This window comes from Paraburkholderia sp. RL17-383-BIF-A, from assembly GCF_046028015.1.
Lineage (GTDB): Bacteria > Pseudomonadota > Gammaproteobacteria > Burkholderiales > Burkholderiaceae > Paraburkholderia.
On the sequence record NZ_JARESR010000005.1, the window covers coordinates 74,978 to 94,359 of the forward strand.

Annotated in this window: 27 protein-coding genes and 1 tRNA gene; 11 read left to right on the top strand and 17 right to left on the bottom strand. The window is 63.4% G+C overall.

The genetic code is table 11. The features are described 5' to 3' along the window. Nucleotides 1–43 precede the first annotated feature (43 nt). Nucleotides 44–1,096, bottom strand: coding sequence for an NADP(H)-dependent aldo-keto reductase (locus P0D71_RS07710; RefSeq protein WP_408293401.1), 1,053 nt, complete (start codon nt 1,094–1,096; stop codon nt 44–46). 147 nt (nt 1,097–1,243) lie between these two features. Between P0D71_RS07710 and P0D71_RS07715 the strand changes: the two genes are divergently transcribed. Together P0D71_RS07715 and P0D71_RS07720 are read left to right on the top strand one after the other, a co-directional pair. Next, entirely contained in the window at nt 1,244–1,456 is a 213-nt protein-coding gene (locus tag P0D71_RS07715; RefSeq protein ID WP_408479594.1) for a DUF3820 family protein, read from the top strand. 243 nt (nt 1,457–1,699) lie between these two features. Next, entirely contained in the window at nt 1,700–1,945 is a 246-nt protein-coding gene (locus tag P0D71_RS07720) for a hypothetical protein (RefSeq protein ID WP_408479595.1), read from the top strand. Between the two features lie 27 nt (nt 1,946–1,972). Here the strand turns inward: P0D71_RS07720 and cysC are convergent, their stop codons facing one another. Next, nucleotides 1,973–2,512, bottom strand: a complete 540-nt coding sequence (gene cysC, locus P0D71_RS07725) for an adenylyl-sulfate kinase (RefSeq protein WP_408479596.1) — start codon at nt 2,510–2,512, stop codon at nt 1,973–1,975. Next, nucleotides 2,509–4,101: a tetratricopeptide repeat-containing sulfotransferase family protein gene (locus P0D71_RS07730; protein ID WP_408479597.1), complete on the bottom strand. Its 1,593-nt coding sequence runs from the start codon at nt 4,099–4,101 to the stop codon at nt 2,509–2,511. Before P0D71_RS07730 ends, cysC begins: the two co-directional genes overlap by 4 nt. Before the next feature lie 346 nt (nt 4,102–4,447). On the opposite strand from P0D71_RS07730, the gene P0D71_RS07735 reads away from it, so the two are divergent. From P0D71_RS07735 to P0D71_RS07745, 3 genes are all read left to right on the top strand, one after another. Further along, nucleotides 4,448–4,813 carry a hypothetical protein gene (locus P0D71_RS07735; protein ID WP_408468286.1) on the top strand — a complete coding sequence of 122 codons (366 nt, stop codon included), beginning with the start codon at nt 4,448–4,450 and terminating at the stop codon, nt 4,811–4,813. A gap of 136 nt (nt 4,814–4,949) precedes the next feature. Then, complete coding sequence (gene dusA / locus P0D71_RS07740) at nt 4,950–5,951, top strand: tRNA dihydrouridine(20/20a) synthase DusA (protein ID WP_408479598.1); 1,002 nt, start codon at nt 4,950–4,952, stop codon at nt 5,949–5,951. A gap of 88 nt (nt 5,952–6,039) precedes the next feature. Next, nucleotides 6,040–6,115: transfer RNA gene (locus P0D71_RS07745), tRNA-His, on the top strand. Between the two features lie 101 nt (nt 6,116–6,216). Here P0D71_RS07745 and P0D71_RS07750 read toward each other — a convergent pair. Together P0D71_RS07750 and P0D71_RS07755 are read right to left on the bottom strand one after the other, a co-directional pair. Beyond that, nucleotides 6,217–6,462, bottom strand: coding sequence for a hypothetical protein (locus tag P0D71_RS07750; RefSeq protein WP_408343327.1), 246 nt, complete (start codon nt 6,460–6,462; stop codon nt 6,217–6,219). 158 nt (nt 6,463–6,620) lie between these two features. Continuing rightward, nucleotides 6,621–6,845: a hypothetical protein gene (locus tag P0D71_RS07755; RefSeq protein WP_408479599.1), complete on the bottom strand. Its 225-nt coding sequence runs from the start codon at nt 6,843–6,845 to the stop codon at nt 6,621–6,623. 311 nt (nt 6,846–7,156) lie between these two features. On the opposite strand from P0D71_RS07755, the gene P0D71_RS07760 reads away from it, so the two are divergent. After that, complete coding sequence (locus P0D71_RS07760; RefSeq protein WP_091794641.1) at nt 7,157–7,423, top strand: hypothetical protein; 267 nt, start codon at nt 7,157–7,159, stop codon at nt 7,421–7,423. Between the two features lie 215 nt (nt 7,424–7,638). On the opposite strand, the gene P0D71_RS07765 is transcribed toward P0D71_RS07760, so the two are convergent. Further along, on the bottom strand, nt 7,639–7,881 hold the full coding sequence (locus P0D71_RS07765; RefSeq protein ID WP_408293421.1) for a DUF6566 family protein: 243 nt from the start codon (nt 7,879–7,881) through the stop codon (nt 7,639–7,641). Nucleotides 7,882–7,992: 111 nt separating this feature from the next. Beyond that, nucleotides 7,993–8,190 carry a hypothetical protein gene (locus P0D71_RS07770; RefSeq protein ID WP_091794647.1) on the bottom strand — a complete coding sequence of 66 codons (198 nt, stop codon included), beginning with the start codon at nt 8,188–8,190 and terminating at the stop codon, nt 7,993–7,995. Between the two features lie 172 nt (nt 8,191–8,362). Between P0D71_RS07770 and P0D71_RS07775 the strand changes: the two genes are divergently transcribed. Continuing rightward, nucleotides 8,363–8,689, top strand: a complete 327-nt coding sequence (locus tag P0D71_RS07775) for a hypothetical protein (protein WP_408479600.1) — start codon at nt 8,363–8,365, stop codon at nt 8,687–8,689. Between the two features lie 8 nt (nt 8,690–8,697). On the opposite strand, the gene P0D71_RS07780 is transcribed toward P0D71_RS07775, so the two are convergent. The 4 genes from P0D71_RS07780 to ssuD are packed head-to-tail and all read right to left on the bottom strand — an operon-like array spanning nt 8,698 to nt 12,018. Further along, on the bottom strand, nt 8,698–8,913 hold the full coding sequence (locus P0D71_RS07780; RefSeq protein ID WP_011488137.1) for a TOBE domain-containing protein: 216 nt from the start codon (nt 8,911–8,913) through the stop codon (nt 8,698–8,700). A 47-nt stretch (nt 8,914–8,960) separates the two neighbouring features. Beyond that, nucleotides 8,961–9,962 (bottom strand): ATP-binding cassette domain-containing protein, encoded by a 1,002-nt coding sequence (locus P0D71_RS07785; protein WP_408479601.1) that lies wholly within the window; start codon nt 9,960–9,962, stop codon nt 8,961–8,963. Continuing rightward, a complete protein-coding gene (gene ssuC / locus P0D71_RS07790) occupies nt 9,959–10,801 on the bottom strand; it encodes an aliphatic sulfonate ABC transporter permease SsuC (RefSeq protein WP_091794653.1) in 843 nt (280 codons plus the stop codon). The genes P0D71_RS07785 and ssuC overlap by 4 nt, the downstream gene beginning before the upstream one ends. 56 nt (nt 10,802–10,857) lie before the next feature. Continuing rightward, entirely contained in the window at nt 10,858–12,018 is a 1,161-nt protein-coding gene (ssuD, locus tag P0D71_RS07795; RefSeq protein ID WP_408479602.1) for an FMNH2-dependent alkanesulfonate monooxygenase, read from the bottom strand. A gap of 624 nt (nt 12,019–12,642) precedes the next feature. Between ssuD and P0D71_RS07800 the strand changes: the two genes are divergently transcribed. Then, nucleotides 12,643–13,068 carry a hypothetical protein gene (locus P0D71_RS07800; protein ID WP_408479603.1) on the top strand — a complete coding sequence of 142 codons (426 nt, stop codon included), beginning with the start codon at nt 12,643–12,645 and terminating at the stop codon, nt 13,066–13,068. 130 nt (nt 13,069–13,198) lie between these two features. Here P0D71_RS07800 and P0D71_RS07805 read toward each other — a convergent pair whose 3' ends face one another. Together P0D71_RS07805 and P0D71_RS07810 are read right to left on the bottom strand one after the other, a co-directional pair. Further along, nucleotides 13,199–14,332, bottom strand: a complete 1,134-nt coding sequence (locus P0D71_RS07805; RefSeq protein ID WP_408479604.1) for an enoyl-CoA hydratase/isomerase family protein — start codon at nt 14,330–14,332, stop codon at nt 13,199–13,201. A 46-nt stretch (nt 14,333–14,378) separates the two neighbouring features. Continuing rightward, entirely contained in the window at nt 14,379–15,272 is an 894-nt protein-coding gene (locus tag P0D71_RS07810; protein ID WP_408479605.1) for a TetR/AcrR family transcriptional regulator, read from the bottom strand. 133 nt (nt 15,273–15,405) lie between these two features. Here P0D71_RS07810 and P0D71_RS07815 point away from each other — a divergent pair, with 133 nt between their 5' ends. Further along, on the top strand, nt 15,406–16,404 hold the full coding sequence (locus P0D71_RS07815; protein ID WP_408479606.1) for an NAD-dependent epimerase/dehydratase family protein: 999 nt from the start codon (nt 15,406–15,408) through the stop codon (nt 16,402–16,404). Between the two features lie 207 nt (nt 16,405–16,611). Here the strand turns inward: P0D71_RS07815 and P0D71_RS07820 are convergent, their stop codons facing one another. Next, nucleotides 16,612–16,905 carry a DUF1488 family protein gene (locus tag P0D71_RS07820; RefSeq protein ID WP_408479607.1) on the bottom strand — a complete coding sequence of 98 codons (294 nt, stop codon included), beginning with the start codon at nt 16,903–16,905 and terminating at the stop codon, nt 16,612–16,614. A 176-nt stretch (nt 16,906–17,081) separates the two neighbouring features. After that, nucleotides 17,082–17,360: a hypothetical protein gene (locus P0D71_RS07825; protein WP_091794662.1), complete on the bottom strand. Its 279-nt coding sequence runs from the start codon at nt 17,358–17,360 to the stop codon at nt 17,082–17,084. Nucleotides 17,361–17,659: 299 nt separating this feature from the next. Between P0D71_RS07825 and P0D71_RS07830 the strand changes: the two genes are divergently transcribed. Both P0D71_RS07830 and P0D71_RS07835 read left to right on the top strand, forming a co-directional pair. Then, nucleotides 17,660–17,851: a hypothetical protein gene (locus tag P0D71_RS07830; protein WP_091794665.1), complete on the top strand. Its 192-nt coding sequence runs from the start codon at nt 17,660–17,662 to the stop codon at nt 17,849–17,851. 72 nt (nt 17,852–17,923) lie between these two features. Further along, nucleotides 17,924–18,313 (top strand): hypothetical protein, encoded by a 390-nt coding sequence (locus P0D71_RS07835; RefSeq protein WP_408183024.1) that lies wholly within the window; start codon nt 17,924–17,926, stop codon nt 18,311–18,313. Nucleotides 18,314–18,356: 43 nt separating this feature from the next. Here P0D71_RS07835 and P0D71_RS07840 read toward each other — a convergent pair whose 3' ends face one another. Together P0D71_RS07840 and P0D71_RS07845 are read right to left on the bottom strand one after the other, a co-directional pair. Next, the gene (locus P0D71_RS07840; RefSeq protein ID WP_408479751.1) at nt 18,357–18,689 is read right to left on the bottom strand and encodes a DMT family transporter; all 333 of its coding nucleotides are present in this window, start codon (nt 18,687–18,689) and stop codon (nt 18,357–18,359) included. A gap of 10 nt (nt 18,690–18,699) precedes the next feature. Next, on the bottom strand, nt 18,700–19,197 hold the full coding sequence (locus P0D71_RS07845) for a heme-degrading domain-containing protein (protein WP_408479608.1): 498 nt from the start codon (nt 19,195–19,197) through the stop codon (nt 18,700–18,702). Nucleotides 19,198–19,382: the final 185 nt, after the last annotated feature.

Consider the following 19,382-nt stretch of genomic DNA (forward strand, 5'->3'; position numbering starts at 1 on the left):
TTCCATCAAACCCGACTCGAATCGCAGCGCCGGTAATCGCACATCAAGGCGCGGGATTCGGCTGCAACTCATGCAGCGCATCGATTTCCGCGAGCACTTCCGGCGAGAGTTTCACGTCGACGCTGGCGATGTTTTCCTTCAACTGATCGAGCGAGGTCGCGCCAATCAGATTGCTGGTCACGAACGGCCGGCTGTTGACGAACGCGAGCGCGAGTTGCGCGGGCGACAACCCGTGACGCTTCGCGAGTTCCACGTAACGCGTGGTGGCCTGCACCGCTTGCGGCTTGCTGTAGCGCTGGAAGCGCTCGAACAGCGAGATGCGGGCGCCGGCCGGACGCGCGCCGCCTTCGTACTTGCCCGACAGCCAGCCGAAGGCCAGCGGCGAATAAGCCAGCAAGCCGATGTTGTCGCGATGCGCGTATTCCGACAAACCGGCTTCGTACGTGCGATTGAGCAGGCTATACGGATTCTGAATGCTGACGATGCGCGGCAAGCCGAGCTTTTCGGCCGCGCGCAGAAACTGCGCGACACCCCACGGCGTTTCGTTCGACACGCCGATGTGGCGCACCTTGCCCGCCTTGACGAATTCGGCGAGCACGGACAGGGTTTCTTCGATCGGGACCGTATAAGCGTCGTCGACCCACGGATACGCGGGGCGGCCAAACGTCATCGTGCTGCGATCCGGCCAGTGCAACTGATACAGATCGACGTACTCCGTTTGAAGGCGCTTCAGGCTATCGTTAAGCGCTTCGGTCAGATTCTTGCGGTCGAACTGGTTGCCTTCGCCACGAATATGGCGCGGGTTATGCGGTTGACGCGCGGGGCCCGCGATCTTGGTGGCGAGCACGATTTTCTCGCGTGCGCCGCGATGCTGCGCGAGCCATGTGCCAATGAAGCGCTCGGTCGAACCTTGCGTCTCGGCACGCGGCGGCACCGGGTACATTTCAGCGGTGTCGATCAGGTTGACGCCGTGATCGAGTGCGTAATCGATCTGCGTATGCGCTTCCTGCTCCGTGTTCTGCTCGCCCCATGTCATGGTGCCGAGACCGATCAGGCTGACCTGCACATCGGAGTCGCCGAGTCTGCGGTATTCCATTGAACTTGTCCTGTTATTTGGTTGAACGAAAAGTGCTGACGTTACCACGCCGGCGCGATACCTGCAGGGCACGCTAAAATGCATGCTCCAACGGGCGCTGCCCGCTTTCTCCACACGCAACGTTTCTCCGCGCCCCGACCTTGTGCAATGAATCCCGAACACCTCGAACTGCTGGTCACGCGTGTCATGCCTTACGGAAAATATAAGGGCCGCCTGATTGCGGACTTGCCCGGTCATTATCTAAACTGGTTTGCCAGTCAGGGCTTTCCGGCGGGAGAAATCGGCCGGCTGCTGGCCTTGATGCAGGAGATCGATCACAACGGCCTGAAGTCGCTGCTCGATCCTCTGCGCAAACGCTGATCGCTTCGCGGTGAAAGCCGCGTGAAGTGTCGTGAAGCGCGGTTGAAAGTTGCCGCGCAGGCATCGTGCAAGTAATGCAAGCCTGTACAAATTTATACAGAGTTTTGCTTGTACCTTGCGCACTGGATGGACTTTAATCCACGTAGGTCTTCGCGCCTTTCGCCGTGGTTCGCGCCGTGGTTCGCGCCGTGGTTCGCGCCGTGGTTCGCCCCATCATTCGCATCTCATCCTGCCTGCCCGTCCATGTCTGATTTCAGCTTGTCCGCGCTGCTTGAATTTATCGGCCACGACCTTTCGCCCGTGCGTGCCGTCATCGCATTCTTTCTGATCGGCTACCTCATCGTCGGACTACCCGTTCATTTCCGCCAAGGCGCCGCATCGCGCGACATCTGGGGCACCGCGGCCGGCGTGACGATGGCCGCGATCTACGCGGCGTTCATCATCGGCGTGTACCCGGCCCTGCATCATTCGGGTGGTTTGTTGCGGTAATACGCTGGTGCGTTAGCACAAAATGCGCTAGCCGCCCAGACGCCCCGTCGCGGCCAGATACGCGAACACGTGGTCTACGCATTCGTCGACCGGCATCCGGTCGGTTTCGATCACCACGTCGGACGAAAGCGGCGCTTCGAACGGATCGGAAATACCGGTGAAATGCGCAATTTCGCCGCGTCGCGCGCGTGCATAAAGCCCCTTGGCATCGCGCGCTTCGCAGACCTTCAGCGGGGCCTTCACGAAGACCTCGACAAACCCTTCGCCGACAATTTCGCGCGCCGAGCGCCGATGCCGATGCTCCGGCGAGATCACGGCGGCAATCACGACAAAGCCCTGCTGCATGAAGAGCGCCGCGACGTGCGCGACCCGCCGGAGGTTTTCGGTGCGGTCCTCGGGCGTGAAGCCGAGGTCGGCGTTCAGTCCACGCCGCAGCACGTCGCCGTCGAGCACGATCGCGGCATGCCCTGCCTGCTTCAGCCGCTCAAGCAAGCCGTTGGCCAACGTCGACTTGCCGGCGCCGGAAAGTCCCGTCATCCAGATCACGGCGCCACGGGATGTGCTCATGCGCGACGCTCCGAGCCGGGTGCCGCAACCTCGTCAGCCTCATGTCCGTGCGCCGGAGCCAGCTTCGGGCCGAGACCGTCGAACAGCGGTTGAAGCAAGGCCTGCTGCGGCTGCCACCGTTGCAACGACGTCCTGTAAAGCGGACGACGCACCTGCGCGGAACTGGCCGTGTTCACCTGGCGCCTGTTCTGATGAAACGACAGGCAGCGCTCGTCCCAGTCGAGCCCGCAATGCGCGAGCAAGCGGCGCACATTGCCTTCGAAATCGTCGACCAGTTCTTCATATTTGACCTCGATCATCACCCCTTCCGGAAGCACGCGTTGCCAGTGGGCCATCAGGGCGTCATAGGCGCGGTAGTAGCGCCCCAGTTCGCCGAGATCATAGCTGAATGGCACGTCGTGAAAAATCCGCGAGAAGATCGACAGGCACGTTGGCACAGGCGCGCGGCTGCTATGAACGAAGCGGGCGTTCGGCAGCGCCAGATGAATCAGGCCGAGGTTGATGAAGTTGAACGGATATTTGTCGGTGAAGTGCGTGTAGCGCGAGGTCGGCGCGGCGTCTTCGCTCTGAGCAAGGTCGTGGATGTCCGGCAACGCGCCGCGCATGCGACGCAGATAGTCCGCGCCGAGCGCGCGCAACGGCGCGGCGCCGACCTCCCCTAGTGCCTCGATATCGATCCGTAAAGGATCGTGAGGATCGCGGCGAATGCAGTTCACCAGTGCTTCGCCGAATTCCGTGCGCTCACCCGCGCCCAATACCTGAGGATGGCTCGCGAGAATCTGTTCGATCAAGGTCGAACCCGAGCGCGGCATGCCGACGATAAAGATCGGCGCTTCTGAAGGATCACCCAGACCGCGCTTCGCGTCCAGCACCGCCGAAGTCGCCAGCTCAGGCAGATGCGCGAACAGGCCGAGCGTCTCCGCCTCGTTGTAGCGCACGCCCGCGCGATGCAATGCGTTGCCCTTCAGGAAATGATCGAACGACGCGTCGTTGCGGCCCAAATCGGAGAGCGCCTGGCCGTACGCAAAGTGAATCTCCGCCTGATCGGCCGGCGTCAACGAAGCGGCGTTACCGGCGAGGCGCTCCATCGCGATGAATACCGGATCTTCGCTGGTGAGGCGCTTGGTCTGCACGAAATTGCGGTAATAGAGCGGCACCCGCGGCGCGGCCTCGATCGCCCGGCGATAGGCGGCGTGAGCTTCGTCGAAGCGGCCGAGCGCCTGCAGGCAATTGCCCATGTTGTTGTGCGAACCGTCGGCTAGCGGATTCAGGCGGGCCGCCTCGCGGTAAGCATCCACCGCCTGCTCGAGCCGATGCATCTGCTCGAGCGTCCAGCCGAGGCCGTGATGCGAATCCGTGTCGCGCGGATCGAGCGCAATTGCCGCTCGATAGGCGAGCACGGCTTCGGGAAAGCGGCTCAGGGCGGCGAGCGTCGCCGCGATGCGCTGGTGCGCGAGCACGTCGCGAGGCGCGAGCGCGCGCGCGTTTTCGAAACGTTGCAGCGCGGCGTCGAGTTCGCCGCGCGCAGCAAAGGCGTCGCCTGCGGCGCGCCATTCTGATGCAGTGGCCGGCTGGGGATCGTGCGTCATTAAAGGGTGGATCTTCGCAGGCTTCGCTTCAAGCGATCCTGACGGTAAGCGGGTGCGGTCTTTTCATCCGGCCGGCAAATTGGCATCGGCTGGATTCGAGTTAATTGTCTGAAGGGAACTTAACAGGCGCGCCCTACAGTTGCGTTGCGAAAATTTAACTAACTGTTACAACGAGGTGAATGGGTAAGTTTTCGAAACGTGTCGCTGCGCCTTCAGCAGTGGTCTCCAATTACAACGCGTGATCATTGGACGCGCCATGTCGCGCGCAAACCGTAATGTGCGGACACAAATGCTGCTGAACTCCTGAGCGTGCGCGGTTTCTCACTCTTACCCGAAGGAGAAAATCGTGAGCAGGCTCATTGCATCAATGGCACTGTTGGCGGTGATGGCCAGCCTGACCGGATGCGTCGTCGCACCGGCATACGACTACGGCTACGCGCAACCTTATTACCCCGGCTACGGCTACGCATATGGACCACCGTATGCGCCGGTTTACGGCAGCGTCGGCATCTACGGCGGCTGGGGTGGGTCCTGCTGTTACTACCATGGCGGCGGATGGCATGGCGGCCATGGGTGGCACGGCGGGGACGGAGGCCACGGCGGCGGCTGGCATGGCGGAGGTTACGGCGGCTACCACGGCGCAGGTAGCGGCAGCGGCGGCGGAAGCTCTTGGGGCAGCAGCGGCGGTCACGGAGGAGGACACGGGCATTGACCTGGCCCGCACCTGACTCGCGGGCCAGTCAATGGCATGGTTTCTGGACAGCACGGGTCGCGAGTGTCTCGCCCGGACGGCGATTTCACGCGTTGCGGTAAAATCGGTGTTTTGAATCAAGCCGTCTGGCCGCCCCATGTCTTCACCTCGAACTCCCAGTCCGCGCCGCGTCTCGGTTGCTCCCATGATGGACTGGACTGATCGTCACTGTCGCTCCCTGCATCGCGTGATCTCTCGCCATACCTGGCTTTACACGGAAATGGTGACGACCGGCGCGCTGCTGCATGGCGACGTGCCGCGCCATCTCGCGTTCACGCCGGCAGAAGCGCCGGTCGCTCTGCAACTCGGCGGCAGCGAACCCGACGATCTCGCGCGCGCGGCGAAACTCGGCGAACAATGGGGCTATGACGAAATCAACCTGAACTGCGGCTGCCCATCCGAGCGCGTGCAACGTGGCGCATTCGGCGCGTGCCTGATGAACGAGCCGCAACTCGTCGCTGACTGCGTCAAGGCCATGCGCGATGTGGTGTCCGTGCCGGTGACGGTCAAGCACCGCATCGGCGTGGATGCAGTCGAGGAGTACGGTTTCGTGCGCGACTTTGTCGGCACGATTGCGAACGCCGGCTGCAATGTGTTCATCGTGCACGCGCGCAACGCGATTCTGAAGGGTTTGAGCCCAAAGGAAAATCGCGAGATTCCGCCGCTGAAATACGAATACGCGTATCAGTTGAAGCGCGACTTTCCGCAGTTGGAGATCATCATCAACGGCGGCATCAAGACGCTTGATGAAGTGGAGACGCATCTTCAACACGTCGACGGTGTCATGCTCGGGCGCGAGGCGTATCACAACCCGTATGTGCTGGCCGATGTCGATGCACGCTTCTATGGTTCGACAGAAACGCCGCTCACTCGCGAGCAGGTCGAAGCGAAACTGATCGAATATTGCGCGGCCGAAATGGCGCGCGGCACGTATCTCGGCGCGATTACGCGCCATGCGCTCGGCCTCTATCGCGGTGAAGCGGGCGCGCGTGGGTGGCGCCGTGTGCTGTCCGATAGCAAACGTCTCGCCGCGCGTGATCTGAGCATCTTCGATGAGGCAAGGCAGCATCTGCGCGAGCCTGCCGAAATTTTTGAATAAAGGACTAGGCAAACGAGATTCTTGTTCGTATAATCTCGTTTCTTCATCGACGAGCCAAGTTTTACGGCAAGTCAAGCAGATGTCAGTGGTGGCTGTAGCTCAGTTGGTAGAGTCCAGGATTGTGATTCCTGTTGTCGTGGGTTCGAGCCCCATCAGCCACCCCAAAGAATTCAAGTAGTCAAGTTTTACGAACGGCGTAGTGAGAAATCACTACGCCGTTTTTGTTTTGGCCTTCGCGGCTTTCCTTCGCGGTTTGAATCCCGCTTCAGCGCGTTGCGTCCGACACGTTGGCTCCGCCCTCATCCGTTTCGGTCGAAAGCCGCCCCGTGTTGCGCATGGCCGATAGCACGTCCTCGATCTTCGCGTCCTCGAGCGGGCGCCGACCGGCGCGCAGGCGTCGAGCGTTTGTCAAATCAATGGCACGTTGCAAATCGGAAGTTTCGGCGGCGATATACACCGCGATCCCGTAGCCGTATCGCTCGGCGAGTTTGTAGTCAAAGAAGTATTTCATGCTTTCGTTTTCGGCAGCCGCACCGAAAACTTTACAGGAACGCCGCCAACGTTTCAGCGAGCCGCCCGCTGCCAGGCGTCATCCTCTATACGCTTGTCGGCATCGCCCTGCTGTCGCGGGAGGCGGTGCGTCCGCAAAAATCGCCGAACCGTCAGCCGTCAGTGCTGACTCGCGTTCAGCAACATCCAGATCTGCTTGTGCGGCTCGCCGGTCAGAATGCGAGCGAACACCGCGTTGCATCGCACGCAGGTGTAGTGCTCCTCCACTCGCACGTCTTTCACCGCCCCACGATTATTTAGCGCCAGCTTGTCGTGCGGGCTACTGGCGGCCGGTTGGCCATACAAGTCGGCGCAGGCAGCGCATGGTTGAATCCATAGGTCCATCAGAGTGCTCCCCCAAGCAACGGATCCGATCGAATTCGATCGAGCCGCGCTTCATTCAATGCATTTAACCTCGTTGCGCCGCGGGTCTTTATTCCTCAAAACCCTTGCCGCACGGGGTCGGACCATCGCTCACGCTTATCCCGCCTGCCTTGCGCCGATTATTCCAGAATAGAGAACAGTAATTTCAAGTTATCGATACAAATTCTCGATAGTAGGGGTATACACTGCATTCCATCGACGTTGCAGACACACCTCACCGGCCCCTGCGACGCCTTCCTGAAATGAAGTCGTAACGTTATCGGAGTCACACCATGAAGACCAAGCTCATCGCCGCCCTGCTGGTTGCTGTTTCTGCCTCGATCGCCGCTCCCGCTTTTGCTAGCGGCTACGGCCCGGCACCGTTCTATCGTCCGTCGGTCGGCGCACCGGCTTCGCAACAAGGCCAGAACGCACAAACCGTCGCGGCTGAACGCGCTAACGCTGAATCGAATGCCTACGGCGGCGTGAACAACGTGTCGTCGCAATCGGGCGCCAAAGAGCCGGTTTCTGGGCCGCAATCGGTTTTCTTCGGCCACTAAGCAGTTGCCGTTGAGCCGGCTGCCTCACGAGGGCGGCCGGTAAACTGGGCGCCGCGCATGCAGTATCGATGCCGGCGCCCAGTTGCGTTTACCTGGCGTCACACAAGGCCCCGCAAGCAGCTCCACAAGCCGCTGCAAACTACCTTTAGAACAGCGCCGCCGATATCACGCCAGCGCGCCTCGGCGCGACGGTCTGCCACCAAACCGCTTGGCCCCTAAATGGCAAACCCCGCGTCGATCACTTCGCGCGCCGCCCGCAAGGCCGCCTCGGCCGCGGCATGCTCGGTGGACCATAGGCTGTCGATATGCACGAGCCGCCAGTCGACCACCACCGCGCCGTTGCGCAACACCCGAAAATGCGCTTTGACGCCCGTCAGCACCTGCTCGACGGCGACCTCGATGTCGTAGTCCTGATAGCGCTCCTGGTAGTCCCCCATATCGAGGCCCTTCGGCTCCATGGTCTCCTCCGTGATACCCGCGCGAATCTGACGGCCAGACTCATCCGGCGAGCACGCCAGCGGCTCGCGGAACGATTCGGCCCGAGCGTCAGGCCGATGCCGCCTCGACGATCAATCGCAATCGCCCGAAAGGTATTGCCGGCCGTTGCAGGTGATCTCGACTTCGCCGCCGCTCGCTTCGGCAACCAGGCCGCCCGCCAGCAATTCGGCGGTCACGGACTGCTCGAGTTTCGGCGCCGGCTGTCCGACACCGACGTCGTTCAGACGCCGCAAGGCCTCGACCGATTCGGGACTCAATGACTTAGACATGGCTGCCTCCGTCTACATGCTCAATTCATCCTAGCAAGTTTCGGGGACGTATGCAGGTGCCGCGTCGAGGCACGCGGGTTGCGTCGCGCAAATGATTCCGCAAGCACGACGGCGTCGACACCGGCAACCGGCAACCGGAACCCGGCAGGCGGCACCGCCAAGGAGGACGATCATGGAGCGAAACAGATGGGCCGCGCTGATAGCGGGCATCGCGCTGGCACTAGCCGACGCGCGCGGAACGGTGACATTCGCGCAGACGGCGAAGCCGGGACAAGGGCAACAATCAGGACAACAACCCGCACAAAAACCCGCGCAGGCAGCGGCGCCGGACGCCAATTCGTCGATGGTCAGGCCGCCTCAGTCCGCCTCGGGCTTGAACGGCCCAAGCGGCCCAAGCGGCTCGATCAATCCTGACAACATGCCGATCAAGCGCCCCGAGAAGCCGACCAACGACAAGATGATGCACGAGCCGCCCGCGAGCGGCGCGAACGCGAAATAGCGCAAGCCTCACAGGCGCGCGATCGAGACCTCCGTCGACTTCACCAGCGCGACCACTTCCGAGCCGACCTTCAGATCGAGTTCGTCGACGGAGCGCGTGGTGATCACCGAGGTGACGATACCGAACGGCGTATCGACATCGACTTCGGACACCACAGGTCCGCGGATGATTTCCTTGACCTTGCCTTTGAACTGATTGCGTACGTTGATTGCGGAAATGCTCATTTCGAGTGGCTCCAGAGAAGCGATTGAGAACAGTCAGTCCAGGAATATCAGACGGCCCAGCGGACGTCTGTCGGCCGCCTCGCGCGGCCTTCGTCACGTGTGTCGTACGCACGGACGGACAGCGCGTCGTCGTTCGGCGCCGTCTTCAGTACGCGTTGCAACACATGCTCTTCGAGCGCGGCGAAACCGGCCGACGCGCGCGCCCGCGGACGCGCCAGCGGCACCGGCTGATCGAGCGCAATGCGCCCTTCTTCGATCAGCAGAATCCGGTCGCCGAGCGCCACGGCTTCATGTACGTCGTGCGTCACCAGCAGCGCGGTAAATCGATGTTCGCGCCACAAGCGCTCGATCAACGCGTGCATTTCGATGCGCGTCAATGCATCGAGCGCGCCGAGCGGTTCATCGAGCAACAGCAGTTGCGGCCGATGCACGAGTGCCCGCGCCAGCGCCACGCGCTGACGCTGGCCGCCGGAAAGCTGCGCGGGCCAATCGTTGGCGCGCTCCAGCAAGCCGACTTCGGCGAGCACGGCGCGGGCGTCCTCACGCGCGCTGCGGCCCAAGCCGAGCATCACGTTTTGCAGCACGCTCTTCCAGGGCAACAGACGCGCGTCCTGAAACATGATGCGGGTGTCGAGCGGGCCGCCGTCTTCGGTGCGCTTTTCGAGCACGCCCGAAGTAGTCTTTTCCAGACCGGCGACGAGCCGCAGCAAGGTGGATTTGCCGCAGCCGCTGCGGCCGACGATCGCCACGAAACTGCCGCGCTCGATCGACAGATTGAAATCGGCCAGCACCTCGCGCTCGCCATAGCGCTTGCCGACGCCGCGCAACTCCACCGAATAGTCCGCCGCGCGGCGCACGTCGTCGCGCGCGAGCGCGCCACCATGCAGCCGCGAATCGGCGCGCGCCTGTCGATGATGCGCCGCATCGGCATGCTCGAAGTCCGCGGCTTCGTTCGCGTCATGTTCGACGGTGCGGGCTTGCACCAGTTCGGCTTCGAGGTCGCTGCCGGCGATCCCGCCGAACGACGCCGACAAGGTCGTTGCGTTCATGGCTTCGCTCCTCGTTGGTAGGCCGGGTGCCAGCGCAGCGAGACGCGCTCGAGGCTCTTGGCCAGCACATCGGCGAGTTTGCCGAGCGCGGCGTAGAGCAGAATGCCGACCACCACCACATCGGTTTGCAGGAATTCGCGCGCATTCATCGTCATATAGCCGATGCCGGATTGCGCGGAAATGGTCTCGGCTACGATCAGCGTGACCCACATGAGCCCGAACGCGAAGCGCACGCCGACCAGAATCGACGGCAACGCGCCCGGCAAAATCACATGCCGGTACAGCGCGAAACCCTTCACGCCATAACTGCGCGCCATTTCGATCAGATTGGCGTCGACCGAACGGATGCCGTGGAAAGTGTTCACATAGATCGGGAAAAATACGCCCAACGCAACGAGAAACACCTTCGCTTCCTCTTCGATGCCGAACCACAGAATCACGAGCGGAATCATCGCCAGTGCCGGGATGTTGCGGATCATCTGCACGGTCGAATCGAGCGCGACCTCGGCGGGCTTGAACAGACCCGTGGCGAGTCCGAGCACGAGTCCGATGCCGCCGCCGATCGCGAAACCCGACACCGCGCGCCACGTGCTGACCTTCACGTCCGCCCACATTTCACCGGACTGGATCAGCGACCACGCGGCCTTCACGACCGCGAGGGGTTCGGGTAGCACGCGCGTGGACAGCACGCCGCTGCGCGCGGCGAACTCCCACGCCAGCAGAATCGCGAGCGGCGCGAGCCACGGCGCGAGATGCGCGCCGATCCGGCGCAACGTATTGAAACCCGCACCGCCAGTTGCGCCTTCGTCCCGATCCGTACTTACAGTGGATTGAGCCATGCTTGCCTTCCTCATTGCTTATCGATGATCGCGCGTGCCGTTTGCAGCACCTGCACTCAGCTCGAACTCGCCGCCTTCGGCAGATAGTTGTTGCCGACGATCTCGCCGAACGGACCCGACAGCGGCCCGTTCGAGACTTTGTTCAGCCGGTTCGGCAGCAGCGGAAACACGAGTTCGGCGAAGCGATACGACTCTTCGAGATGCGGATAGCCCGACAGAATGAAGGTGTCGATGCCGAGGTCCGCGTATTCCTTCATGAGCGCCGCCACCTGCTCCGGGTTGCCGACCAGCGCCGTGCCCGCGCCGCCGCGCACGAGGCCCACGCCCGCCCACAGGTGCGGATAGACCTCGAGCTCCGCGCGGCCGCCGCGCTTGCCGCCGTGCAGCGCGGCCATGCGGCGCTGCCCTTCGGAATCCATCTTCGAAAACGAAGCCTGGGCACGCGCGACGGTGTCGTCGTCGAGCTTGCTGATCAGCTTGTCGGCGGCGACCCACGCTTCTTCTTCGGTCTCCCGCACGATCACGTGCAGACGAATCCCGAACTTGATCTGACGGCCGTGCGCCGCGGCGCGCGCGCGAATGTCGGCGATCTTCTTCGCCACCGCGGCGGGCGGCTCGCCCCACGTCAGATAGGTATCGATATGCTCGCCCGCCATGTCGTGCGCGGCCGGCGACGAACCGCCGAACCACAGCGGCGGATGCGGATGCTGCACCGGCGGATACAACGCCTTGCCGCCCTTCGAACTGAGATGCTTGCCCTCGAAGTCGATCGCGTCGTTGGTATGCGCGGCGCTCAGCAGCTTGCGCCAGATGTGCAGGAATTCGTCGGTGATTTCATAGCGCGTGTCGTGGTCGACGAACACGCCGTCGCCTTCCAGTTCCGCCGCATCGCCACCGGTCACGACATTGATCAGCAGACGCCCGTTCGACAGACGGTCGAACGTCGCTGCCATACGCGCGGCCAGACCCGGCGACGAGATGCCCGGGCGGATCGCCACCAGAAACTTCAGCCGTTTGGTCGCGGCGATCAGGCTCGACGCGACGACCCACGCGTCCTCGCATGAGCGGCCCGTCGGCAACAGCACGCCCTCGTAGCCGAGCGTATCGGCGGCGACGGCGATCTGCTGGAAGTAGTCGTAATCGGCTGCGCGTGCGCCTTGGGACGTACCGAGATAGCGGCTGTCGCCGTGAGTCGGAATGAACCAGAACACATTCATTTGCTGCTCCTGCATGATCGAAACTGGATTGAATGGAAACGGTGCGTCGAGTGCCGGCGCGCGCGGCCGCGCGCATCCATCCGGCACACAGCCGGACGGTGCAGCGCAAGAAGACGGAAAACGCGGTATCGGCGCCGGCTAGCGGCGGCAGCGGACCCGCCGGCGCGCGTGCGCCATGTGGCAAGTGAAGATCGGCATCAGGCAGGACATCGCGACGGCTTCCCTCGACCAAACGTGCGCGTCATGCGCGCGTCGATTAAACGGCGACGGCGGCAAACGCCGTCTGTATGGTGAAAGAGTCTATGGATCGGGCCGCGGCTTTTGAACGATTTTTTTTAGCTTAGGTTTTCCACTTTCGTGATTAGCCCGACGCTAAAGCATACGGATGGCGCGCTTTGTAAATGCCTGGTGGACGCGTGGTGGACGCCTTTTTGGAACCGAGTTGCGGCGAGCAAGCGCGTGTCACGCTCGCGAACGCGCCGGGCCGCGCGACGTGTACCGCCCTCCCGCCAGCCCCGGCGCGAAGCGACAGGTCTGGGGCCGCTCTATATAATGGCGCACGTTTCCAATAATCCGGTGCAGGCCACGCGACACCACGCCGCCTGTACCCTGGCGGTGCAATGCATGCAAAAACTCATCCTGCCGTTCGTCGCCGGTTTTCTGGCTTCCCTGTTCTTCCACGAATCGACACTGGCGCTGCTGCACGTAGCCGGGATGATCGACCCGACCGGTTTTTCGACCACGCCTTTTCTACCGCTCGGGCTGCCTGAGTTCATCGCCAACGCGATCTGGAGCGCGTTCTGGGCCGTGCTGATGGCTTGGCTCCTGCGCGTCGCGCCGCATCGTCGCGCGCCCTGGGTGCCGGCCTTCGTGTTCGGCGGCATCGCATTGACGGCGGCGAGCGTATTTGTAGTCGATCCGCTGCGCGGCATCTGGCCGAGCGGCAATATGCTGCCGCGCCTCGCGGTCGGTTTCGCGGCGAATGCCATGTGGGGCTGGGGCGCGCTGGTGTTCATGCGCGCGTTCATGGCAAGCGAAGATGAGGAGTGAGTGTGGACAATGCGCGTAGCCAATGCGCGTGGGCAATGAACGGCCCCTGCAAGCTCGCCGCACGTCACACACCACGCTGACATGCCGCTCGCAACGACGGCATGACTTTCCGGCGTTTCAGGCTTAGGGCCTAACCGCGCAAATCCCGCAACGGGTGTTCGCTGGCCGGCCACGGGCTCTCGAACATCTTCTCGACCTCGGCGGCGCTCACGTCTTCAATGCGCGCAAAGCGCCAGCGCGGCGCGTTGTCCTTGTCGATGATGCGCGCGCGAATGCCTTCGATCGTGTCGCCGTGCAGAAAGCTCGAGCGCGTCAGATCGAGATCGCCGCGCAGCACGTCCGCCATCGAACCCTCGGCGCGCGTCACCACTTCCAGCGACACCGCCATCGACAACGGCGAACGTTCGCGCAATATCGCGATCGTCTGTTCGGCCCAATCGGCGGCCTCGCCGCTGTCGCGCTCGCTTTCGAGCGAGGCGAGAATGCGCGCGACATCCGGCAACGCGAAGTGACGGTCGATCAACGCACGCGCCTGTGCGAGCGACGAGGCCTCCGGCTGCGGCACGACCTGGTACGCAAGCGCCTCACGCTCGATGCACGCCACTACGTCCACGCCTCGCTCGAACAGTTCGCTGCGCAAGGTATCGATCAGCGCGGGCAATGCCGCGTCCTCGATGTAGGCGTCGGCCAGACCGGCGTAGAGCGCATCGGCCGCGTCGATCGTTTCGCCTGTCACAGCAAGATAACGCCCGATCGCGCCAGGTGTGCGGGCCAGAAACCAGCTCGCGCCGACATCGGGAAATAGCCCGATGCGGGTCTCGGGCATCGCCAATCTGGTCGAGTTGGTGACGACGCGCAGGCCGCCGGTACGATGCGCGCCCTGTGAAATACCCATGCCGCCGCCCATCACGACGCCGTTCATCAACGCGATATACGGCTTGGGATAAGTGAAGATGGCGTGATTGAGCCGGTATTCCTCGCTGAAAAACGTGTCGCGCGCGTCCTGCTCGCCGCGCTGCGCCGTCTCATACAGAAAGCGGATATCGCCGCCCGCGCAGAACGCGCGCGGGTGCTGGCTGCGCACCACGACGGCGAGCACATCGGGATTTTCGCGCCACTGGTCGAGCGCCGCGTGCATTGCGCGAATCATCCCGGTCGACAGCGCGTTGAGCGCCTTCGGCCTTTCCAGTTCGATGAAGCCGATGCGGTTGGCTACGTAGGTCGCGATTTCGTCGCTGATGGCGGGCGAGGCGGGAATGGACATGGAGTGCTAGGCGCAGCGGCGCGGTATGAGGTGGAATTGAACGGTATCACGCACGCGTGGGTTTGCGCCTTGAAGCGTGCGCGGGTTCGGGCGTGGGAACCTTGGCCGTCGCCGCTTGCGCCGGCTTCCTGCCCGGCGTCCGGGTGGCAGGTTCGTTGTCTTGCTCCGCCGGCAACTCCGTGCTCGCGCCAGAGGGCTTTTTCTTGCGTGTGCCCGCAGTAGTCGCGATGCGCTGCGACGGCGCGTTGTTCGACCTCGCACGCGACGCGCCCAGCCACGTATCCAGCGCGACGCCCACGACCGTGTCGAGCGGTGCGGTCGGAAACACGGGACAGGTGAGGTTCAGTGCAACGATACCGTGCAAGGTCGCCCAGAAGGCCTCGGCCCATACCGCCACATCCGTCGATGCCGGCAGCCCGCCCGCCGCTTTGAGTTCCTCCAAAGCGGAGATCATGATGTGCAACGCGGCCTCGCCGGGGTCGTCCTCGGGTTCGGCCGAATCACCACCCGCCGCGTCCGCTGGCGTGACTGCCATGTCTTCGCCCGCCGCCGCCCTTCCCTTGAGCGCGCCGCCCAAAGCCGCGCCGGTGTAGCTCGGATCTTCCATGAAGATCAGCCGGTAGGTTTCCGGATGCGCGACCCCGAACGCCACATAAGCCCGCCCGAGCGCCTTGAGCCGCTCAGCCGGATCGGCGATGCCCGCGAGCGGCACGAACGTCTCCAGCAATTGCGCGTAGCCTTCCGCGCACAATGACTGCGCGATCTCGTCGCGGCTCGCAAAGTGCAGGTAGAGCGTGGCCGGTGAATATTCGATGGCGTCGGCGATCTTGCGCATGGACAGCGCGGCGAAGCCCTCGCGCATCACGATGCGGCGGGCGGCATCGAGGATGCGTTCGCGCAATGCCTGCTTCTGGCGGTTCTTTCGTTCAGCGATTCCCATGGCAAACATTCTCCGGTTGACAAACTGAAAAGTCAAATTAAACTGAACACTGTTCACTAAACGGTGTTCATTAAATTTTCATTCGTCAATCCATTCATGCAGGCGCGATGCGGCGCCGTTTCGAGGAGTCGTCATGCAAGCCATAGGCAAGGTCGGTTTATTCGGAGCCGCGGGCGCGGCCGGTCAGATCATCGCAGCGGCGCTCAGTGCGGCGGGCCGCGACTACCGCGTGGTCGGCCGCTCCCGCGAGGCGCTCCAGGCCGCGTTCGGAAACGATCCGCATGCGGAGATGGTCACGTGGAATCCGGACGACCCCGCTTCGATTCGCGCGGCCGCGCAAGGTCTGCAGACAGTGATCTATCTTGTGGGCGTGCCCTACGACCAGTTCGCCGCTCATCCGCCGCTCATGGAGCGGACTCTTGCCGGCGTGACGGCGGAAGGTGTCGAGCGCTTCATTCTGATCGGCACCGTGTACCCGTACGGCCGCGCGCGCGGCAATCCGATCAGCGAAAATCATCCGCGTGAGCCGCACACGTTCAAAGGACGGATGCGCCTCGCGCAGGAAAATCTGGTGCTGGCGGCGCATGGACAGAACGGCCTCTCGACCCTCGTGCTGCGCCTGCCCGACTTCTACGGCCCGGGTATCGAGCGCAGTCTGCTGAACGGCGTTTTCGAGGGCGCGGCGAACGGCAAGCGCGCCCAGGTGATCGGCCCAGTGGATGTGCCGCATGAATTCATCTATCTGCCGGATATCGGGCCGGTGGTCGAAAAGCTCACGCGCACGCCGCAAGCGTATGGCCGCTGGTGGCACCTTGCCGGCGCGGGCACCATCACGCAGCGCGACGTGGCGCGGCAGGCCTACGCGCTGGCGGGCCGCGAGCCGAAACTGCTAGTCGCCGGCAAAACGCTGCTGCGCCTGCTCGGCCTGTTCAATCCATTGATGCGGGAACTGGTGGAGATGAACTACCTGATGACCGAACCGGTCGTGCTCGACGATTCGGCGTTGACGGAACTGATCGGCCCGATCGCCAAAACGTCTTACGAGGAAGGTATCCGCCATGCGTTCGATACGGCACGCGAGGCGGCAGCCTCTAGCGCCGGGGCAAACAGAAGCGCGGCGAACGCGGTTTGAACGAGGGCGATGATAGCTGTGGAGGAAACCGTGAGCGGTGTTCGCGTGGCCAGTTGCCAGCCGGCTAGCAGCCGTTTATGCCAATGCATGACGGATCGCCTCGGCCCGCGCCACCGATCGGCCGCACGCTGCAGCAATCCGGAGCGCTCGGCAGCAATGCGGAGCATTCGGCAGCACTCTATTCCAATGAGTCGCACTCACGCGGCATCAACCGTCCACACCGCTCACGTTGCCCGGCGGGAAATGGCCGCTTTTCAGCAGCACGGGCGTGCCGTTACTGATCTGCAAGTGCTCGCGCGCCACCGCTTCGATGCGCGGACGGCCGGCGTCGAACGCGCGCATCCACCCTTCCAGGTCTTCGGAGTAGGCGCCGAAATGATCTTCGAGCGCTTCGACCGAAATCGCGCACGGCACCGGTTCGCCGTCCACCAGCGCGGGAAACACAACGGTCAGATTGGAGTCGCGGTAGGCAGGCGCGTCCGCGGGAAACCGAATTTCCATGGTCGCCTCATCAGAAAGGTCCGGCAGGAAACCAGCGCCGGCGAGAGAGGGCCGGCCCCGGACAACGTCGATATGGTACTCGCGCGGCCGGACCGCGGTCCAGCCTGCGGCGGCGCTTTCTTCAGCAGTTTCGACGTTGCTCCCGGCGATGCCTTGCTCCCTTGGAAACACCGCCATCAAGCGCCTCCCAGCAGGCGGTCGACGTAATCCCGCGCGGCCTGCTCGACAAAGACGAGCGCCTCCTCTTCGCTGCCGAAGCGCTGGCCGTCGCCGAGATCCAGCAAGGTTTCCATGCGGTGAGGATCGTCCGGACCGTGTTCGGTGAGACTCACCGAGCCGACGTAAGTCCCGCTCGCACCGCCCGCAGGCGTGGCCGGCGTATCGGCCGCGTGCACGAGACGCGCGGTGGCGCTGATGTAGTAACCACGATAGGGGCCGCTGACCCGTTCAGCCATATTCGTTCTCCTCGTTGCAATTCATGAGCGGATGCCGCGTGGGCGTGTGTCCGGGACGCCTGCTCACGTTGACCCCGTGTCTGAGCGCCGCGTCGACCCTTGCGCGCCTCGTCCATACGGAACAGGCGTCGGCGCGCCGCGGCCAACCACTATGTAAGGCGCCTCGCGAGCCAATTAGTTCTGTACAGCCAGCCAGCGAGGCGCCCAATCGCACTTGTGCGGCCCACGCCGGTCGAACCACATAGTCGGCACGATCCGTGCTGCCGCGACGACGCCCTTTTCAAGTCAGCGAGCGCAATATGGGAAAATATTTTCTGCAGAACCACGAACTGCCCGAGCCGGATGCGGCAAACACATGGTTTGCCTACGCCGAAAGCCACGGCATCGACATTCCGAAAGCCATCAGCATCTGGGAAGACGCGGCCACGGAAACAGGCGCTGAAAGCCGCCGGCTGGTCAGCGCAGCGGGCATTACGATCGAAACGCCCTGAGCTTGCCCCCAACGAACAGACGCTTCTCGTCTGCGTGGCAAGCCCACTATCACTCTGAAAGGAAACATCACGATGCATTTCATGACGCAACTGCGCCGCGCCGGCCGCCTCAACCGCCTTCGAACCAGCGCAGCGCTTACCCTGGTTCGCCGGACGTCGCTCGCGGCGGCTTTGCCCGCAGCCGTGCTGTTGGGCGCGGGGCTGGCCGGCTGCGCATCGTCGAACACCACATCGCTGATCAATCTGCCGAACGGCCAGACCGGCTTCGCCGTGAATTGCAGCGGCGCCGACGCCGCTTCCAGTTGGGCCTCGTGCTACGTGCAGGCCGGCAAGGCATGTGGCGCGACGGGCTACGACATCGTGTCGAAAGACAATGACGAAGGCGGCGCCGCGGGCGGCAGTGTCACCAACGTCGTCTCGGCCAACGTAAAAAACCGTTCGATGATCGTGCGCTGCAAGTGAGCGCCCGTGGCGCCTGTGGGTGCGCGATTCGGTGCGCGATGCCTCAGTGCGCCTGCATCTTCGAAAACATGTTCAGCACGGCGACGCCGGCAATGATCAGACCGAGCCCGATAATCGCGGGCACGTCGGGCACCTGCCGGTACAACACCACCGCGACCAGCGTGATCAGCACGATGCCGGCGCCGGACCACACCGCATAGACGATGCCGACCGGAACGGTCTTGAGCGTTAGCGACAGGCAATAAAACGCCACGCCATAGCCAAGCACGACCACCACCGAAGGCACCAGCCGCGAGAAGCCCTCCGACGCACGCATCGCGGAGGTCGCGATCACCTCGGCCACGATCGCGATGCCCAGCAATGCATAAGCAGGCAGCCGCATCGCCTCAGGCCTTTGCAAGCGCGAGCTTGCTGTAGTCGTGACCGAGGTGCGCGCACAGCGCTTCCACGACCAGTTCGTGATCGGCGCGCTGCGGCAAGCCGGACACCGTGATCGAACCGATCACGCCCGCGCCCGCCACCGTCAGCGGAAACGCGCCGCCGTGCGACGCATATTCCGTGGCGGGCAAGCCGTGCTTGTCGGCGAGCGTGCTGCCGGCCTGCTGCATCTTCAGACCGATCGAGTACGAACTGCGGCGGAAATGCGCGACCGTGTTGCCCTTGCGGCGCGCCCAGTCGACGTTGTCCGGCGTCGCGCCGCCGAGCAGACTGAAGAAGAGCGGCTGACCGAACGTGCGCACGTCGATCGCGGCGGGGATGCCACGCGCCTTGGCGACCTCGTGCAGGTAGGCGCCGACTTGCCAGGCGCGGTCGGCATCGAAGTGGGGAAACACCAGAGCGTGTTCCTGAGCGGCAATCACCTGCAGATCGTGAGCGATATCCATGGGGTTCGGATCAAAGGTAGAGATGAAGCGTGCGCCGCGTGCATGCAGGCCGGCGTCGCGAGAAGAATCTGAATTCTAGCGCAGCGCCTTACGCCGGCCTTCCGGCATGCGACGCGCGCAGTGCGTGCCGCGACCTTGGCAAGCTCACGCCAGCCGCATGATGCATTGGATTGAAGCCGGTTCTT

Bases quoted from the DNA above. Each gene is read 5' to 3' on its own strand.
- P0D71_RS07750 (WP_408343327.1), bottom strand. From the start codon at position 6,462: ATGAAATACTTCTTTGACTACAAACTCGCCGAGCGATACGGCTACGGG.
- P0D71_RS07815 (WP_408479606.1), top strand. From the start codon at position 15,406: ATGCAAGCCATAGGCAAGGTCGGTTTATTCGGAGCCGCGGGCGCGGCC.
- P0D71_RS07835 (WP_408183024.1), top strand. From the start codon at position 17,924: ATGCATTTCATGACGCAACTGCGCCGCGCCGGCCGCCTCAACCGCCTT.
- P0D71_RS07800 (WP_408479603.1), top strand. From the start codon at position 12,643: ATGCAAAAACTCATCCTGCCGTTCGTCGCCGGTTTTCTGGCTTCCCTG.
- P0D71_RS07785 (WP_408479601.1), bottom strand. From the start codon at position 9,962: ATGAACGCAACGACCTTGTCGGCGTCGTTCGGCGGGATCGCCGGCAGC.
- P0D71_RS07820 (WP_408479607.1), bottom strand. From the start codon at position 16,905: ATGGAAATTCGGTTTCCCGCGGACGCGCCTGCCTACCGCGACTCCAAT.
- P0D71_RS07760 (WP_091794641.1), top strand. From the start codon at position 7,157: ATGAAGACCAAGCTCATCGCCGCCCTGCTGGTTGCTGTTTCTGCCTCG.
- P0D71_RS07770 (WP_091794647.1), bottom strand. From the start codon at position 8,190: ATGTCTAAGTCATTGAGTCCCGAATCGGTCGAGGCCTTGCGGCGTCTG.
- P0D71_RS07805 (WP_408479604.1), bottom strand. From the start codon at position 14,332: ATGTCCATTCCCGCCTCGCCCGCCATCAGCGACGAAATCGCGACCTAC.
- dusA (WP_408479598.1), top strand. From the start codon at position 4,950: ATGTCTTCACCTCGAACTCCCAGTCCGCGCCGCGTCTCGGTTGCTCCC.
- ssuC (WP_091794653.1), bottom strand. From the start codon at position 10,801: ATGGCTCAATCCACTGTAAGTACGGATCGGGACGAAGGCGCAACTGGC.
- P0D71_RS07715 (WP_408479594.1), top strand. From the start codon at position 1,244: ATGAATCCCGAACACCTCGAACTGCTGGTCACGCGTGTCATGCCTTAC.
- P0D71_RS07710 (WP_408293401.1), bottom strand. From the start codon at position 1,096: ATGGAATACCGCAGACTCGGCGACTCCGATGTGCAGGTCAGCCTGATC.
- P0D71_RS07780 (WP_011488137.1), bottom strand. From the start codon at position 8,913: ATGAGCATTTCCGCAATCAACGTACGCAATCAGTTCAAAGGCAAGGTC.
- cysC (WP_408479596.1), bottom strand. From the start codon at position 2,512: ATGAGCACATCCCGTGGCGCCGTGATCTGGATGACGGGACTTTCCGGC.
- P0D71_RS07825 (WP_091794662.1), bottom strand. From the start codon at position 17,360: ATGGCTGAACGGGTCAGCGGCCCCTATCGTGGTTACTACATCAGCGCC.
- P0D71_RS07765 (WP_408293421.1), bottom strand. From the start codon at position 7,881: ATGGAGCCGAAGGGCCTCGATATGGGGGACTACCAGGAGCGCTATCAG.
- P0D71_RS07730 (WP_408479597.1), bottom strand. From the start codon at position 4,101: ATGACGCACGATCCCCAGCCGGCCACTGCATCAGAATGGCGCGCCGCA.
- P0D71_RS07720 (WP_408479595.1), top strand. From the start codon at position 1,700: ATGTCTGATTTCAGCTTGTCCGCGCTGCTTGAATTTATCGGCCACGAC.
- P0D71_RS07810 (WP_408479605.1), bottom strand. From the start codon at position 15,272: ATGGGAATCGCTGAACGAAAGAACCGCCAGAAGCAGGCATTGCGCGAA.
- ssuD (WP_408479602.1), bottom strand. From the start codon at position 12,018: ATGAATGTGTTCTGGTTCATTCCGACTCACGGCGACAGCCGCTATCTC.
- P0D71_RS07845 (WP_408479608.1), bottom strand. From the start codon at position 19,197: ATGGATATCGCTCACGATCTGCAGGTGATTGCCGCTCAGGAACACGCT.
- P0D71_RS07775 (WP_408479600.1), top strand. From the start codon at position 8,363: ATGGAGCGAAACAGATGGGCCGCGCTGATAGCGGGCATCGCGCTGGCA.
- P0D71_RS07755 (WP_408479599.1), bottom strand. From the start codon at position 6,845: ATGGACCTATGGATTCAACCATGCGCTGCCTGCGCCGACTTGTATGGC.
- P0D71_RS07830 (WP_091794665.1), top strand. From the start codon at position 17,660: ATGGGAAAATATTTTCTGCAGAACCACGAACTGCCCGAGCCGGATGCG.